Genomic DNA, 14648 nt, shown 5'->3' on the forward strand with positions numbered 1-14648 from the left:
GATGCGATATCAAATGCGTCAACGCTGGTTCAGCAGCGGGCTATTCTGGCGCACCTTCTTCTTGCTGGCATTCTTGATCACTGCCAGCATGGTCGCATGGGTCGCCAGCTTCCGCGTGGTCGAACGTGGACCACGCGCCGAGCAGATGGCCGCGCAAATCGTTTCCGTCGTCACCATCACCCGCGCTGCCTTGACCCACTCGGCACCGGACTTGCGCCGCGAACTGCTGTTCGATCTAGCCAGTAATGAAGGCATCCGCATTTATCCTCTGGAAAACAGCGATCGTGTCAAACCGCTAGTTGGTTCGGCGGTGTTGCCCGAGCTGGAGTTCTACGTCAAGGAGTCAATGGGCGATGACACCCTGTTTGCCGCCAGCGTCAACGATGTGGAAGGTTTCTGGGTCAGCTTCAAGATCGACGATGATGCCTATTGGCTCATGCTTGATCGTGGCCGCCTGGATCGCACATCAAGCTTGCAACGACTGGGCTGGGCATCCATCGCACTGGTGTTGTCATTGATTGGCGCTGTCTTTATCTCGACCTTGATCAATCAGCCATTATCGCGACTGACTGCAGCTGCGCGGGCGATTGCCAAAGGCAAACAACCAGATCAACTCCCGGAGTCGGGACCGACCGAGATTCGCGAAGCAAATCGCAGCTTCAATCAAATGGTCGCCGATCTGGCACGTGTTGAATCGGATCGGGCAGTCATTCTTGCTGGTATTTCACATGACTTGAGAACGCCGCTGGCACGCATGCAGCTGGAAGTCGAGATGGCACATCTGTCGGATGAGGCACGCGATGGCATGCACACCGATCTGGCACAAATGGATGCCATCATTGGGCAATTTCTCGACTATGCCAAGCCGTTCGATAACAGTAACTTCTTGCCAGTCGATATTTCGATGCTGCTCGAAGAAGCTGCCAACAACAGCAAGCGCATGGCTGATGTAAGAGTCAATACCTTCATCACACCAGGACTGGAGATGTTGGGCCATACGACTGAACTTGAACGCATCGTCAACAATCTGATCGAAAACGCGCGTCGCTACGGTAAGACGCCTGACAGCGATCTAGCCGAAATCGACATTGTATGCAAGGCAGAAGGCCATCAAGTCCATGTTGAAATCTCAGATCACGGCAGCGGCGCTCCGGAGAGTGAACTGGAACGTTTGCTACGTCCCTTTACTCGACTTGATACAGCGCGTGGTCAGGCCAATGGCTCTGGTCTCGGGCTCGCCATCGTGAATCGCATTGTGATTCGGCACAACGGAAAACTTATATTGCGTAACCGGGATGGTGGTGGACTACTCGTGCAAATGACCTTCCCACTGACACAACGAAGTGGTACTTCTCGCAAGGTGCAGACATGAACTTGGAACAGCCCTGCAGGCAGGCATTATTGATCTCGACGCTGATATTATGGAGTGCAGCAAGCGTGGCGGAGCAGCCCCCTGCACGCACCAGTGGCACCTATGTTGCCGATGCCGTCGGTGCCACGATCACGACTAAAAATATCGACTATGCCACACGCTTCAAAGTCGGTGCGATGGTAGCTCCGGGCAGCACGATCACCAAGGTGTCGTGGCACTATGGCGTCTCCAGCAGACCGGTCGGTTTCGAGGCGGCATTATGCTGGCATGACCAACAGCATTGCTGGAATATCAGCGACGGAGATCGCGGTAGCACCAATGGTTTCAATGGCAAGGATGCGACTCAGGAATTCACACTGTATTACCGTATCAAAGGCAGCGGCGCACTGGAAGCGCCCAGCCAGGGACAGTCTAACCAGATCATCGTCAGTTACGACCTGGCGCGCTGAACCAGCTTCAGCAGCAGCCACGCGATTACTGCTGAAGCACGATCACTCATCAAGATTGCGGATTTTCTGCAAGGCCTCATCAATCCGTTCAACAGCGACCACCTTCAGACCCTCGATGTCTTGCTTGGGCGCATTGGCCTTGGGAATCATGGCAATCGAGAAACCCAGCTTGGCGGCTTCACGCAAACGTTCCTGTCCACGCGGCGCAGGTCTGATCTCACCGGCCAGACCGACCTCCCCAAACACCACCAATCCACGCGGCAATGGCTTATTGCGCATCGAGGAATTAATCGCCAGCAATACCGCGAGATCGGCAGCCGGCTCCGTAATCTTGACGCCGCCCACTGCATTGATGAACACATCCTGATCGAAGGCAGCAATACCTGCATGCCTGTGCAATACTGCTAGCAGCATTGCCAGGCGGTTTTGTTCGAGGCCCACCGACAAACGACGCGCATTAGGCACGTGCGAGCTATCGACCAGCGCCTGGATTTCCACCAGCAAGGGACGTGTACCCTCTTGCGTCACCATCACACAAGAGCCTGGGACCTGATTATCATGCTGCGACAAAAACAGCGCAGAGGGATTGGAAACACCCTTCAAGCCTTTCTCGGTCATCGCAAACACACCGAGCTCGTTGACCGCACCAAAACGGTTCTTGAACGCTCTCACCAGACGGAAACTGGAATGCGTATCGCCTTCAAAATAGAGCACGGTGTCAACAATGTGCTCCAGTACGCGTGGCCCGGCCAGCGCACCCTCCTTGGTCACGTGACCAACCATGATAATGGTCGTATCAGAGATCTTGGCAGCCCGCGTAAGCTGGGCTGCACATTCGCGCACCTGCGCCACCGAACCGGGAGCCGAGCTCAGCGCATCGGAATAAATGGTTTGAATCGAATCAATGACAGCGACGTCAGGCTTGTGTTCTGCTAGTGTGCCGAGAATTTTTTCCAGCTGAATTTCTGCCTGTAGCTTAAGATCCTTAGCATCCACGGCAAGCCGCTTGGCGCGCAGTGCGATTTGCGAACCAGACTCTTCTCCGCTGACATACAGTACCTGTTTGAGCTTGGAAATATTGGCCAAGGCCTGCAACAACAAGGTTGACTTACCGATGCCCGGATCACCACCAATCAGCACCACACCACCCGGCACCAGACCACCGCCCAGCACCCGGTCAAACTCCTCGATACCGGTACCAAAACGCGGGACATCAATTGCCTCGATATCAACCAGCGAAAGCACCGGAGAAGTCTGAGCCAGTGCCTGTGGCTGATTGGAATAACGATTCCCGCCGGCAGGTTCGATCAGTGTTTCAACCAGGGTGTTCCATTGACCGCAAGCCGGACACTGCCCTCCCCATTTGTTGCTGATGCCACCACATTCAGTGCAGGTGTAATTGGTCTTTGCCTTTGCCATCTCAGGCTTTTTCTCTGACGGCTACACGGGGTGCAACTGCGCACATCAACTCATAACCGATTGTGCCCGCGGCTTCTGCGACCTCGTCAATCGGCAGCGCCTCACCCCACAACTGCACTGCGCTACCGATACCGGCACCAGTGACTGCACTCAGGTCAACCACCAGCATATCCATCGACACCCGGCCAATCGTGCCTGTGCGGATGCCATCAACCAGCACCGGGGTATGCGATGGTGCATGGCGTGGATAGCCATCAGCGTAACCGCAAGCAACCACGCCGATGCGCATTGGCCTATCCGCGACAAAACGGCTGCCATAGCCAACAGCGTCGCCGGGGCCGATTTCCTGCACACCGATGATTTTGCTTTCCAGCGTCATGGCAGCACGCAAGCCAAACTCACGCGCAGTCCCGCCACCTGGCGTACCACCATACAACATCACGCCGGGCCGGATCCAGTCAGTGACCAAATCGGCATGCAGCAAATCGGTAGCCGAATTAGCAATACTGCGAGGCCCGTCCAGACCTTCGGTGCCTTGCTGAAAACGGCGCACTTGCTCAGCCAGCGGCAAAGCCGCATTATCTGCCGCGTCAGCATTGGCGAAATGCGTCATCAGAGTGACGCTACGTACACAGGATAATTGGCGCAGTCTTGCGTAGGCAGCACGAAATGCATCTGGCTTGAATCCCAGGCGATTCATACCGCTATTCATCTTGAGATGGACATCAAACTGCAATCCGCTACGTTGCTTCTGCGCCGCCTCTAAAATCGCAATCTGTTCATCACAGTGCACCGCGAACTGCAGATCATGCTGTACCACGGTTGCAATGTCTTCTGCATCGAAAAAACCTTCCAGCAGCAAGATGGGCTTAGTCCATCCCATTGCACGAAGTTGCACCGCATAATCGGGTTCGACCAGTGCCAAGCCTTCCGCCGCTGCGAATGCGCGCATCGCACGTGCCAGACCATGGCCATAAGCTTGCGCTTTCACGACCGCCCAGACCTTGGCATGCGGCGCACGAGAGCGGGCCACGCCCAGATTATGTTGTAGAGCGGAAATATCTATAGTGGCGACAATCGGTCTTGGCATGGAAAAGGACGCGCAAACGCTGGAAAAAGGTGAATAAAAGATGAATCAAAAATCAATCAACATTGAATCGACGTCGCTCCAGACCTCACTTCAGGAACCAGATCAAACATCGTTTCAGCAACCTCATCCTATTTTACCGGAGCAATACGCTTCCATGAAGCAGGCAATCTGCGGATGTCTACATGCGGCTGCAGCACATTTGCGCGTCATCGCAGAAAGCTCCATTTATCAGGTATCGCAGTGCAACATGCTGCCCCGGTTATACTTATCATTGGAATGTCTTCTTTTCATGGTATAAAGCAAACCGGAGATAATTTGTCACATCTTGGATACGGATGAATCGCGGCTTTTACACCATCATGGCGGCGCAGTTTTTTTCGTCGCTTGCTGATAACGCACTGCTCATTGCTGCTATTGCACTTCTTGCCGAGATGCAGTCTCCGGCATGGATGACACCGCTATTGAAGTTATTTTTTGTGCTGTCATACGTGTTACTAGCCGCATTTGTCGGCGCCTTTGCAGATGCCTTTCCCAAAGGGCGGGTGATGTTTGTCACCAACCTGATCAAGATCGGTGGCTGTGCCCTGATGTTCTTTAGTGTCCATCCGCTACTTGCCTACGCCGTTGTCGGTTTTGGCGCCGCAGCGTACTCACCAGCAAAATACGGCATTCTTACTGAGCTGCTACCGCCAGAAAAATTGGTCGCTGCCAATGGCTGGATCGAAGGTCTGACTGTCAGCTCGATTATTTTTGGTACCGTATTGGGCGGCGCACTAGTTAACCCGCATGTGGCCTCGGTTTTACTTTCGTTCGATTTCCCGATCTTCGATTTCAATATCAACACGCCCACCGAAGCCGCGCTGTGCATCATCACCCTCATCTACATCGTTGCTGCCCTCTTTAATCTGAGCATTCCGGATACCGGTGCGCGCTATGCGCACCAGCAACGCAATCCCATCAAGCTGATCGCCGATTTTTCCAATTGCTTCATTACGCTCTGGAAAGACAAACTGGGTCAGATTTCTCTGGCAGTGACCACCTTGTTCTGGGGTGCAGGGGCGACCTTGCAATTCATTGTGCTGAAATGGGCTGAGCAGTCCCTGCACATGAAACTGGACAAGGCCGCAATCCTGCAGGGCATTGTCGCCGTTGGCGTGGCGCTGGGAGCCGTCGGTGCGGCTCGATTTGTACCACTCAAAAAATCCCTGTCGGTCATGCCACTTGGCATCATCATGGGTATCGTCGTCATGACCATGACAACCGTGACCTCGGTCTGGGTGGCTTATCCGCTTCTCATTATTATCGGTGCACTCTCGGGTTATTTTGTTGTTCCCATGAATGCACTGCTGCAGCACAGAGGCCATGTCCTGATGAGCGCTGGGCACTCAATTGCCGTCCAGAATTTCAACGAAAACCTGTCCGTATTGACGATGCTGGTACTCTACTCGGCAATGGTTAAATTGAATCTTAACGTCAACTACGTGATTCTCCTGTTCGGTGTATTCGTAGCAGCCTTAATGTATCTGATCATGCAAAGGCATCAAGCCAACCAGCGCGAGTACGATTCACTGGCACTGATTGGCGAAGGCAAGCACTGAGTTGGCCGGCACACTGACTCAATAAGTCATAACTGCCTGCTGCACCCGGTGAGCAGCCTGCTGACGCCAGTCATCCGGCACAACAAATCCCCGCTCGCGCTCCAGCACCCACTCGCCATCGACATCACACACGGCGATCATCACGGGTGTCAGATTCTCAGCGAATAATCGATCAATCGCTTCCGGCAATTGCGCGGCCGACAAGGCTTGGTTTAAGCCTGCGCGCGCTGGTGCCAGCCATTCTAGTCGCGACAGAATCAAATAATGTGCAGACTGCGACAAATCCAGCGCGCTCAGCTCGCACCAGAAGCCACGACAATGTCCAGCCGCAATCCCCAAGGCTGGAGGCAACACATCGGCTGCAGCAGGATCGTCATAGAACAGCCACCCCTTCACCATTGCTTGCGCACGCGACACTGGCTCGGGCAAATAGCGTGCTGCAGCCGGATGGGACGACAACATCAATTGCTGCTGCATGATCTTGCTCATCTTGGCACCCAGCGAATCAACCAGGTTTGGCCCCACATACGCATCAGCCTGAACATTCTGTTGCTGCGCGTGCAGCAAATAAAACTTGGTTGCCAACTCCCAGTGCACTACATCGTGCAGCACCGGATCGCGTACCAGGAAATCGAATTCACCGACGGTATCGTTAGGGCCGTTGCGCACCTGGACATTATGGGCAAGAAGCCTTCCAGCATGCTGCAGGTAGAACGTCAGCAGTTTCTCTGCATATTTACCTAAACGATTTGATAACTGTGCATCGATGGCCGCATAAAGCAGGCGCGGAGTCTTGTCGAGTGCATGCAGCCAGGTGATATCCATTTCAGACAGCTTGCCCACTGTCGCAATACGCCCCTGCCAGCGTGGTGCCTGAGCGGCCAGCAAGTCTGGCGATTCCAGCAGCCAGGCCAGTGCACGGACATGCCGATCACCAAGCGCCGACCAGCGCTGGTGAAATTGCTGCTGATACGTCAGTCGATGTGTCGACGCTCTACTTACAGAGGATAGTGAGTCAGCGTGTGGCGTTGTCGGTGGCTGTGTGGGCATAAGTTGTCATCGCTAAACAGAGATCGGACCATGCCTTACTCTTGTCGCCCAGTTGCCGCAACAGGTAGGCAGGATGATAGGTCACCACCATAGGTAAATCCTGATAGCGGTGGACAGTACCACGCAGCTTCGAAACCGGTGTTGCGGGATCGAGACCCAGCAGCGACAAGGCTGCTGTCTTGCCAAGCGCGACCAGCACAGTTGGCTGAATCAATGCAATTTGCCGCTGCAGATAGGGCAGACAGGCAGCAACTTCCTCCGCAGAGGGCGGACGATCACGTCCATTTTCATCGGTTGGCCGACATTTGACGATATTGGCGATGTAAGCATTTTCGCCACGCTTGAGCCCCATCGCCGCAAGCATGTTGTCGAGCAACTTCCCGGCTGCGCCAACGAAGGGCTCACCTTGCAAGTCCTCATTGCGTCCTGGCCCTTCACCGATGAAGAGCCACTTGGCTTTTTCGTCACCAACGCCAAAGGCAGTCTTCTTGCGACCTTGACACAGCTTGCATTGTTGGCACGAGGCGACTGTTTCTTTCAGTGTAGCCCAGCCCATCGTGGCAATCGCAGGGTTGATCCTGATTGGCGCCGGGCCATCATCATCATCATCATCATCATCATCATCATCATCATCATCAGGAATGAAAACCACCGGCAACAGGTCGGCATCGTTCATCTCGGTCAACCAAGGCGGCAAACCATCATCACTCGGAACCGGCGCTGGACGCGGCGTTACCGCAGCCAGTACCTTGCCTGGCGCAGGTGACGAGAGCGCGGCGACCGGAGCACCAAGCACCTCCATCGCAGACGAAACCGACACATCAGCCGCAGCCACACCCTCCGCAACCATCTCCTGCAGCGCCGCGCCATCAGCGGCCTCCCGCCGCAACCACAGTGGCCCGACACCAAGTTCTTCCAATAGTCTGGCCGCATCGGCCAATGTCTCATGATTCATAGCGATAACTGCATGACGATTGCATCTTCACGCGTGGTAAGGTCAACAGGATAGTAATTCTTGCGACGACCGATTTCAACGAAGCCATACCGCTGGTACAACCGCAATGCAGGCGCATTGGAGACACGCACCTCCAGCAACATGATTTTCATCAAATGCTGCCGCGCCATCTGCACGACCAACTCCAATAACAGGTAGCCCAGGCCGGCGCCGTGCAACTCTTGCGCGACGCTGATGTTAAGCAGATGCGCTTCATCGAGCCCCTCCATGACAACGACATACGCCAGCAAACGACCTGCCTCATTACGCACAGTCAGCGTCTGATCACCTGTGCGCAAGGAGTCCAGAAAATTGCCACGGGTCCAGGGATGTGCGTAGATCGCATTCTCTATCGGCATTACCTCATCCAGATCTTCTACCCGCATCGCATCCAGCGCCAATTGTCCAAAGCGACTCTGCGCCGTTGCCATCAGCGCATCGATATTGGCAAACAAGCTCACACTGCGTCCTGCCGAGCAGGACGGGAAGCGGCTTTAGCCACATCCCGCACCTGTCTTTCCGCTGTGGTCAGCGCCACCTTGTTACGCAAATACAAGGGCTGTGCCTCTTGCGCCGATAGCGTGCGTTGTTGCGCCACAGCCCTGGCACCCAGCGTCGCAATCTGGCGCGCATGCGGCATCAGCTGCGCAAGCCCGTTAGCAAAGAAGGCTTGCGCGACAAAGTCATCTGCATACGCCGACAAGCCATTACCGCATGCCTGCACGGCACCCAGCACTTGCACCTCACGCGCCGCCGAGAGACTGGGAGTGACCACACTCTCCCACCCCAGGGAACCATGACGGTACTGCGCCCAATAGACTTCCCCCATGCGTGCATCAAGCACCGCAAGCACATCAGCAGCTTGAGTCGCCTCAAGGCAGCCCTGCGCCATCGCCTCCAGCGTAACCACAGGAGCGACCGGCAAATCAGCACCAAACGCCAGCCCTTGCACCACACCACAAGCAGTCCGCACACCGGTAAATGAACCTGGCCCTACGCCGAAAGCCAGTGCATCACAGCGAGCCAAAGCCAGATCCGCCTCAGCCAGCAATTGCTGCACCATTGGCAGAATGGACTCCGAGTGCGTTTGCACGCCCAGCGATTCACGGAAAATCAACGTATCCCCGATCAGCAATGCTGCCGAAGCCAGCTCGGTAGAAGTTTCAATGGCAAGAATAATAGACATGGCACTATTTTACCGCGCTACGAGCACCCCAGAGGGGCCAGCAACACGTACCAGACGCGATTTTATGGTGACAAGCTTTGTGCAACATCGGATGCAGCAGTCGAGAATCATTCCCGCTCACTTCAGGAGTAAAATGCTCGCCTTATGTCTTACCAACTATTAACCAACGACAACCACGAAGAACTAGCCTCCGCCCTGCGCGGTGACGGCTGGGTTGTTGCCTGCCTCTGTGCAGGCTGGTGCGGAAGCTGCCGCGAATATGCGGCTGCCTTTGAAAACTGGGCGCAACGCAGCCCTGAACATCATTTCGTCTGGATTGATATTGAAGATCAGGCCGATCTGGTCGGCGACCTCGATATTGACAACTTCCCCACTTTGCTTATGCAACGTGGAACAATCGTCAGTTTTTTTGGCACGATGGAACCTGATACACGCCAGGCTGAGCGTCTGCTACAGGTACAGGTAGGCAAAAGTCAGGAAGAATTGCAGCGCGAAGTCAGTCAAAGCGCCCAGCGACAAACATGGCAAGTATGCAATCTGCTGTTGCGACTAGAAAATTCGCCAGCTACTGATTAACCGACCGCGGCGCCAACAATCTGACGTCCTGCTAGAGCCAAGGATCGCTTTCCGGATGGGGGAAGCGACTCGTCATAAAGTCAACAAACGTGCGTACCTTGGCAGACAGCAGACGCCGGCTCGGGTAGACCATGAATATCTCGACCTGCCCCATCCGATAATCAGCGAGCACGCGCTGCAGCTTGCCGCAACGCAAATCATCACCAAGACTGAATGACGGCCGCATCACAATCCCCATGCCTGCCAAGGCAAAGTCACGTAACAACAATGCATTGTTGGACACCATGACACTGGCGATTGGAATATCGCGATTGCCCTCAACGGTTTGCACATGCCAGAAGTGCCGCAAATGCTCATGCGAGAAGTTGACGCAGGCATGGCTGCTCAATTCTTCCGGCGTCTGGGGGGCACCAAATTGCGCGATGTAATCCGGAGAAGCGCACAAAACCACCTCAGCCACGCCTAGCTTACGCACCACCATGCTGGCATCGAATTTCTGAAAGCTACTAAAAAAACCGACGTCAATTCCCTCCTCCACCAGATCTCGAACACGATCTGACAAGGTCACATCGACCACAACCTCAGGATAGGCGCGTGAGTATTCTGGCAACAGTCGGCCCAACTGGCCCTCGCCAAATCCAACATGCGAATAGATCGACAAGGTACCGGTAGGCTTTTTGGTGGACATCGCCACAATCGCCTCTGCCTCCTCAATCTCCACCAGAATATTGCGCACCCGCTCTAAAAACACCTGCCCGGACTCTGTAAGAGAAAGACGCCGGGTGGAACGATTGAGCAGACGGGTTCCAAGATGATTTTCCAGGTCAACGATATAGCGAGTGACAACCGCATTGGAAAGTGACAAGATTTCAGCCGCCCGCACAAAACTGCCTTGCTCAACCACCTTGGCAAATACCTTCATTGAGTGCAGACGATCCATTTTCAAGCCCCTTATTATTTACTTAAGTGGAATAGTTAATTGTCATTAAACCTATTTTTCCCGACTTCCGCAATAGATAAACTGTGCTCCATCGATGACGAGCAAGCGGCATCAAGCCCCACTACCCGCTCACCGACATCTCAGTTTTTTGATCTTTTTAGGGAGTTTTACCATGAATACCAAGCAAATCACCGCTGCTGTTGTACTGTTCGCTGCTGCTGGCGCAGCGCTCGCCGAAGCACCATATCCACCAGAAACCAAGTTTGTATCGACCAAGACACGCGCAGAAGTTCTGGCTGAACTGAAGCAAGCGCAAGCACAAGGCCTGATCACCAACGGCAACAACTATCCGATCACAGTGCAACCACGTAGCACCCTGACACGCTCGCAAGTTATTTCGCAATTGAAGCCAGCAGCGACTGACAGCACCTACAGCGGCGCCTGAGTCAACATCAGTATTACGTAGCAACTCTGCGGCCCAAGCCGCAACCACCGTCTACCTTGGTCAGCCTGCCGCGCAGGAAGCACCATGGTGGATGGCGTGACAGACACGCACCCTCAGTTTCTCTTCTGCACCAATCCCCCCTACCTCAAAGCCATACCCATTTGAAAGCCCTGAAACGACGGTAAAACCTTCATGTGGCCGCTGTTTTTACCGCCTTTTGCTTGTTATTTTGGGCATCTGCCTGTAAAGTTAAGGGTTTGTTTCCTCCGGTTTTCAGGCATATTCCGGCAACAAATAGCAGTCCTCATAGCAGCATCGTCACCGCAATTCAGACCTACCTTCCTATGGCTTTATACGTACACAAATACGGCGGCACTTCGATGGGCTCGACAGAGCGCATCAAGAATGTCGCCAAGCGCGTCGCCAAGTGGCATGACGCAGGCCACCAGATCGTTGTTGTACCCTCCGCAATGTCTGGTGAAACCAACCGTTTGCTGGGTCTGGCCAAGGATATTATGGCCCAGCCCGATCAGCGCGAACTCGACATGCTGGCCTCGACCGGCGAGCAGGTTTCCGTTGCCTTGCTGGCAATGGCGCTGCAAGCCATTGGCAAGGAGGCTGTCTCCTATGCTGGCTGGCAAGTGCCGATCAAGACCGACTCCGCTTTCACCAAGGCGCGCATTCGCTCAATTGACGATGCCAAGGTACGTAAAGACCTGAATGCAGGCAAGATCGTCATCATCACCGGCTTCCAGGGCGTCGATGCGGACGGCAACATCACCACATTGGGTCGCGGTGGCTCCGACACCTCCGCTGTTGCCGTTGCGGCAGCCATCAAGGCGGCCGAATGCCTGATCTACACCGATGTCGACGGTGTCTACACGACTGACCCACGCGTGGTCGGCGAGGCGCGTCGCCTCAACACAGTTACCTTTGAAGAAATGCTGGAGATGGCTTCGCTGGGCTCAAAAGTTCTACAGATCCGCTCAGTAGAATTTGCTGGCAACTACAAGATGCCAACCCGCGTACTGTCATCGCTGACTGACCCCCTAATGTCGCTGGAAGAAGAAACCAAGTCCGGCACCCTGATTTCGTTTGAGGAAGACACCAACATGGAACAAGCAACCATCACCGGCATCGCATTCAGCCGTGACGAGGCCAAGATTACTGTCCTCGGCGTGCCGGATCGTCCAGGCATCGCTTACCAGATCCTGGGACCGATCGCCGATGCCAACATTGAAGTGGACATGATCATTCAGAATCAGTCCGTGGAAGGCAAGACCGACTTCACCTTCACCGTGCCACGCGCCGAATATGCCAAGGCAGTTGAAGTACTCAACGACAGCGTCAAGACACACATTGGTGCAGCCAGCATTGTCGGCGACACCAAGGTATCGAAGGTTTCCGTGGTCGGTGTCGGCATGCGCAGCCATGTTGGTATCGCTTCCCAAATGTTCCGCACATTGTCCGAAGAAGGCGTCAACATCCAGATGATTTCGACTTCCGAAATCAAAATTTCGGTCCTGATCGACGAAAAGTACATGGAGCTGGCAGTGCGCGCACTGCACAAGGCCTTCGATCTGGAAAACAGCAAGTAATTAACAGCGTTGATCAGACAATTAATTTGGACAATGTGCTTAAAAAATTGCATAGTCTGATTGACCAACTCAACATGAAAAGATATGATGCTGGACTTCACTGAGGCACAGCAGTAATTGTCTACAGTGTGGAGACGTGGCCGAGTGGTCGAAGGCACTTCCCTGCTAAGGAAGCATATGGGCTTAAACCTGTATCGAGGGTTCGAATCCCTCCGTCTCCGCCAATGATTTAATTGGTGGAAATCAATAGCTAAGCGCCTTTCGGGGCGCTTTTCTCTTTCTGGAATTCGGCGTACTGCGGATTAACTGCGGAATCCGCCAATTTCAACGCTGCATTGACAGCTTCCAAATTCCTCCCCTTGTCCGCACGCGGAATAAATCGAGCGTAGCTTTTCATCATTACGGTAACACTATGGCCATGTTGTTTAGCGACCCATAGCGGGTCCGCTCCCGCCATCAGCGACAGCGTTACACTAGTATCTCGACACTCCTTCGGCGGTCGATACCGCACTTTAGCCGCACGTAATGCTTCAACCCACTCTCTACGTTGCTCCTGCTCGTCATTCCAACGTAAGCCTGTCGACGGGTTCAAGAACACATATATCCCTTTTGCCTGAGTGCGAGCACGCTGACGCTTGATTACAGCCAAAGCTCGAGCGTTTAACTCGACCTCGCGCTCATATCCTGTTTTCGTCCGCTCTTTATCTTCGGCCAAGACGCGCGCCCTACGAACTACCACAGTACCCTGCCGGAGATCGACGTCCTCCCACAATAACGCAATCTGCTCACTAATTCGTAAGCCGGCAAAGCAGGCAAATTCAAAATAATCAGATAATACTTCGTCCTTTATTTCAGCCAAAATTAACTCAACCTCTTCGGCGGTAAAAGGATCAGGCTGAGCCTTTTGAACCTTTAAATTATCAATACCATCAGTCGGATCTTTGACATAAGGATCGGATTTGCAAATTAGCTCAAACACACCGCGCAGCGGAATCAAGATGTTATTTTGGGTCTTGCGCCCCAAAGGCTTGATCAACTTACCTGATACTGGATGGATTCTCGAAGTAGCCAGGTATGCAAGATGCGCCAAAACTTTTTCATGCGTTATTTGCTTCGGCAAAAGGCTTCCAAATGGCATGACCCAATACGCTTTGAGATGCCGCTTGTAAATGCGGATCGTTGAATTTTCTAAACTACGTGCCGACAGTTGCCCCCATAATTCCGCCCACTGTAAAAAGCTCCGATGGGTCGACTTGCTCACCTCAACATTTCGATAGTCAGGGAAAAACTCGGCCAAATTAAATTGGCCGGCCTTAATATCGAAAAGTATCTGTTCGCGTAAGCGTTGTGCGTGCTTGAGGTTCGCAGCGGTAGGCTTCAGATCCAAAGTCGGACGCATGTCCTTCCCTTGATACGTAAACCTCACCTGTATACGATCGCCAGCAGGAGTCACACCGCCTGTGCTTGACCTTCGGCCCATTTATAATATCCCTCCAAATCAACGAGAATGTGCCCATCCGGAGCACGTCGGTATTCTTTTCCTTCCAGCCAACGCCCTTCCTCGATCTTTCGACGCACAGCTTTTTCCGTGTAGCCTGAGATAACTTCGAATACAGGCAACTTTACGTATCGCGCCGGCGCAATCATTTATATCTCCTTCCAAAAGACAAAATCTCTTCCGGCTTCATGAGCCACACAGCTAATGGAATCTCACAATTCCAAAAATTCCATCCACTTTGTTCATTGTGGAATTTTTGAATCATCCTATCGCGCAGCATATAACCCTCTCCTTTTCTCGCAACTCGTGCCATTCATGGCATTTATGAACCACCGGCAAATCTCGACGCATAAAAACTATCAACTCTTCCCGGCCGATACAGGAGAGGTGAGTTAAAGAACCTCGTTTATTTCGGATGAAAGTGAAGGAGAAA

The 14648-nt window shown here is 53.6% G+C and carries 15 protein-coding genes and 1 tRNA gene; 7 read left to right on the plus strand and 9 right to left on the minus strand.

The window, feature by feature from the left end; all coding sequences use genetic code 11:
* Position 1 precedes the first annotated feature (1 nt).
* On the plus strand, positions 2-1372 hold the full coding sequence (locus tag FHW66_RS01485) for a sensor histidine kinase (RefSeq protein ID WP_183377936.1): 1371 nt from the start codon (positions 2-4) through the stop codon (positions 1370-1372).
* Positions 1369-1821, plus strand: coding sequence for a flagellar protein FlhE (locus tag FHW66_RS01490; RefSeq protein WP_183377937.1), 453 nt, complete (start codon positions 1369-1371; stop codon positions 1819-1821). The genes FHW66_RS01485 and FHW66_RS01490 overlap by 4 nt, the downstream gene beginning before the upstream one ends.
* Positions 1822-1863: 42 nt before the next feature.
* On the opposite strand, the gene radA is transcribed toward FHW66_RS01490, so the two are convergent.
* A complete protein-coding gene (radA, locus tag FHW66_RS01495) occupies positions 1864-3240 on the minus strand; it encodes a DNA repair protein RadA (RefSeq protein ID WP_183377938.1) in 1377 nt (458 codons plus the stop codon).
* Position 3241: 1 nt separating this feature from the next.
* Positions 3242-4330 (minus strand): alanine racemase, encoded by a 1089-nt coding sequence (gene alr / locus FHW66_RS01500; RefSeq protein WP_183377939.1) that lies wholly within the window; start codon positions 4328-4330, stop codon positions 3242-3244.
* A gap of 335 nt (positions 4331-4665) precedes the next feature.
* Between alr and lplT the strand changes: the two genes are divergently transcribed.
* Positions 4666-5928 (plus strand): lysophospholipid transporter LplT, encoded by a 1263-nt coding sequence (lplT, locus tag FHW66_RS01505; protein WP_183377940.1) that lies wholly within the window; start codon positions 4666-4668, stop codon positions 5926-5928.
* Between the two features lie 18 nt (positions 5929-5946).
* Here lplT and FHW66_RS01510 read toward each other — a convergent pair whose 3' ends face one another.
* Genes FHW66_RS01510 through tsaB form a run of 4 tightly spaced genes read right to left on the minus strand, consistent with a single transcriptional unit; the run spans position 5947 to position 9158 of the window.
* Positions 5947-6978: a DUF1853 family protein gene (locus FHW66_RS01510; RefSeq protein WP_183377941.1), complete on the minus strand. Its 1032-nt coding sequence runs from the start codon at positions 6976-6978 to the stop codon at positions 5947-5949.
* Complete coding sequence (locus tag FHW66_RS01515) at positions 6944-7933, minus strand: uracil-DNA glycosylase (protein ID WP_183377942.1); 990 nt, start codon at positions 7931-7933, stop codon at positions 6944-6946. Before FHW66_RS01515 ends, FHW66_RS01510 begins: the two co-directional genes overlap by 35 nt.
* Positions 7930-8433, minus strand: a complete 504-nt coding sequence (gene rimI / locus FHW66_RS01520; protein WP_370543417.1) for a ribosomal protein S18-alanine N-acetyltransferase — start codon at positions 8431-8433, stop codon at positions 7930-7932. The genes FHW66_RS01515 and rimI overlap by 4 nt, the downstream gene beginning before the upstream one ends.
* Complete coding sequence (gene tsaB / locus FHW66_RS01525; protein WP_183377943.1) at positions 8430-9158, minus strand: tRNA (adenosine(37)-N6)-threonylcarbamoyltransferase complex dimerization subunit type 1 TsaB; 729 nt, start codon at positions 9156-9158, stop codon at positions 8430-8432. The genes rimI and tsaB overlap by 4 nt, the downstream gene beginning before the upstream one ends.
* Positions 9159-9302: 144 nt before the next feature.
* Here tsaB and FHW66_RS01530 point away from each other — a divergent pair, with 144 nt between their 5' ends.
* Positions 9303-9734: a thioredoxin family protein gene (locus FHW66_RS01530; RefSeq protein ID WP_183377944.1), complete on the plus strand. Its 432-nt coding sequence runs from the start codon at positions 9303-9305 to the stop codon at positions 9732-9734.
* A gap of 31 nt (positions 9735-9765) precedes the next feature.
* Here FHW66_RS01530 and FHW66_RS01535 read toward each other — a convergent pair whose 3' ends face one another.
* A complete protein-coding gene (locus FHW66_RS01535) occupies positions 9766-10674 on the minus strand; it encodes a LysR family transcriptional regulator (RefSeq protein WP_183377945.1) in 909 nt (302 codons plus the stop codon).
* A gap of 172 nt (positions 10675-10846) precedes the next feature.
* Between FHW66_RS01535 and FHW66_RS01540 the strand changes: the two genes are divergently transcribed.
* The 3 genes from FHW66_RS01540 (at position 10847) to FHW66_RS01550 (ending at position 12941) form a co-directional block, all read left to right on the plus strand.
* Entirely contained in the window at positions 10847-11119 is a 273-nt protein-coding gene (locus FHW66_RS01540) for a DUF4148 domain-containing protein (RefSeq protein ID WP_183377946.1), read from the plus strand.
* Positions 11120-11463: 344 nt separating this feature from the next.
* Positions 11464-12717 (plus strand): aspartate kinase, encoded by a 1254-nt coding sequence (locus FHW66_RS01545; RefSeq protein ID WP_183377947.1) that lies wholly within the window; start codon positions 11464-11466, stop codon positions 12715-12717.
* Between the two features lie 130 nt (positions 12718-12847).
* Positions 12848-12941: transfer RNA gene (locus FHW66_RS01550), tRNA-Ser, on the plus strand.
* Between the two features lie 26 nt (positions 12942-12967).
* On the opposite strand, the gene FHW66_RS01555 is transcribed toward FHW66_RS01550, so the two are convergent.
* Together FHW66_RS01555 and FHW66_RS01560 are read right to left on the minus strand one after the other, a co-directional pair.
* Positions 12968-14116, minus strand: a complete 1149-nt coding sequence (locus tag FHW66_RS01555) for a tyrosine-type recombinase/integrase (protein ID WP_255458772.1) — start codon at positions 14114-14116, stop codon at positions 12968-12970.
* Between the two features lie 50 nt (positions 14117-14166).
* Positions 14167-14364 (minus strand): excisionase, encoded by a 198-nt coding sequence (locus FHW66_RS01560; protein ID WP_183377949.1) that lies wholly within the window; start codon positions 14362-14364, stop codon positions 14167-14169.
* Positions 14365-14648 lie beyond the last annotated feature (284 nt).

It is taken from the genome of Herbaspirillum sp. Sphag64 (assembly GCF_014192645.1).
GTDB lineage: Bacteria > Pseudomonadota > Gammaproteobacteria > Burkholderiales > Burkholderiaceae_D > Herbaspirillum.